This window comes from Methylobacterium sp. CCH7-A2 (assembly GCF_001557075.1).
Lineage (GTDB): Bacteria > Pseudomonadota > Alphaproteobacteria > Rhizobiales > Beijerinckiaceae > Allobosea > Allobosea massiliensis.
In genome coordinates this window covers 1-1,544 of record NZ_LSKN01000155.1, presented here as the reverse complement: position 1 = coordinate 1,544, position 1,544 = coordinate 1, and the positions used below count along the sequence as shown (strand labels likewise).

Below are 1,544 nucleotides of genomic sequence, written 5' to 3'. Positions count from 1 at the left end.
GTACCCCTACGAGGGCGGCCGTCTTGAGGATTGATGCTTGGGGGTGAGACTGTGTCTGTATGGACGTCTATACAGGCACGCCGATCAGTCGGCTTGAGATCGTTGAACGGGGCGGTCGGCGGCGCTTTAGCGATGAAGCGAAGCTGCGGATCGTTGAGGAGAGCTATTCGGGTCGGCGACTGGGCTCGGCAACGGCGCGCAAGTACGCGATCACGCGCTCTCAGTTGAACGATTGGCGCGATGCCGCACGTGCCGGGCGGCTTGGTCCGGCTTCGAGCGCTGGCTTCATTCCGGCTGTGATCGTGCCGGAGGTGACGGCGACGACGAGCCCGCCGCCGGTGGATGGCAGCCGGATCGAGATCGTGACGTCGAACGGGCGGCGTATCGTCGTCGACGGACGCGTTGATGTCGATGCGCTGCTTCGGATTGTCCGCGGCCTGGAGACGCTGCGATGATCCCGGTTCCGCCTGGGGTGCGGGTCTGGCTGGCGACGGGCTACACCGACATGCGCCGGGGCTTTCCGGGCCTGTCGCTGCAGGTTCAGGAAGTGCTTCGCCGTGATCCGCTGAGCGGGCATCTGTTCTGTTTCCGAGGGCGCCGCGGCGATCTTTTGAAGGTGATCTGGCATGACGGCCAAGGGGCCTGCCTGTTCACAAAACGGCTGGAGCGGGGGCGGTTTTTGTGGCCGAGCCCGGCGGATGGGGCAGTGACGATCTCGACGGCGCAGCTTGGCTATCTTTTGTCGGGAATCGACTGGCGCGCACCCCGGGAAACCTGGCGTCCGATGCGGGTCGGCTAGCATTTAGCTTTTGAAATCGCAGGAAAAATCTGATTCACTGGCTTCGTGATGATGAAGCCGGACGATCTTCCTTGCGATCTCGCGAGTGCCCTTGCGGCGCTACGGTCCGAACGCGAGGCGCGGTTGCAGGCCGAAGCCGTGGCCGCCAGCGCGCAGGCAAAACTCTCGGACACCGAGGCGTTGATCGCGCATCTGCAGCTGATGATCGAGAAGCTGAAGCGCGAGAAATACGGCCAGCGTTCCGAACGCACGGCGCGGCTGATCGAGCAGATGGAACTTCAGCTCGACGAACTCGTGACCGCGGCGAGCGAGGACGAGCTTGCCGCCGCCGCCGCGGCGACGAAGAGCGGGACGGTGCGCGCCTTCACGCGCAAGCGGCCGGTGCGCAAGCCCTGGCCGGAGGACATCGAGCGCGAGCGGATCATCATCGATCCACCCTCTGCCTGCGCGTGCTGCGGGGGATCGCGGCTGTCGAAGCTGGGCGAGGACGTGACGCAGACGCTGGAGGAAATCCCGCGCCGCTTCAAACTGATCGAAACGGTGCGCGAGAAGTTCAGCTGCCGGGATTGCGGGAAGGTCAGCCAGCCACCGGCGCCGTTCCATGCGACACCGCGCGGCTTCATCGGCCCGCAATTGCTGGCGACGATCCTCTTCGACAAGTTCGGCATGCACGCTCCGCTCAACCGTCAGAGCGCGCGCTTCAAGGCCGAGGGGATCGATCTGCCGCTATCGACGCTGGCCGACC

Annotated in this window: 3 protein-coding genes; all 3 read left to right on the top strand. The window is 65.0% G+C overall.

The genetic code is table 11. The features are described from left to right. Window positions 1-59 precede the first annotated feature (59 nt). Window positions 60-455, top strand: a complete 396-nt coding sequence (locus tag AX750_RS12650; RefSeq protein ID WP_054209694.1) for a transposase — start codon at window positions 60-62, stop codon at window positions 453-455. Next, window positions 452-799 carry an IS66 family insertion sequence element accessory protein TnpB gene (gene tnpB, locus AX750_RS12645; RefSeq protein WP_066719869.1) on the top strand — a complete coding sequence of 116 codons (348 nt, stop codon included), beginning with the start codon at window positions 452-454 and terminating at the stop codon, window positions 797-799. The genes AX750_RS12650 and tnpB overlap by 4 nt, the downstream gene beginning before the upstream one ends. A gap of 45 nt (window positions 800-844) precedes the next feature. Then, window positions 845-1,544: IS66 family transposase zinc-finger binding domain-containing protein (locus AX750_RS12640; RefSeq protein WP_156462450.1), on the top strand; the 700-nt coding region annotated here is incomplete at its 3' end.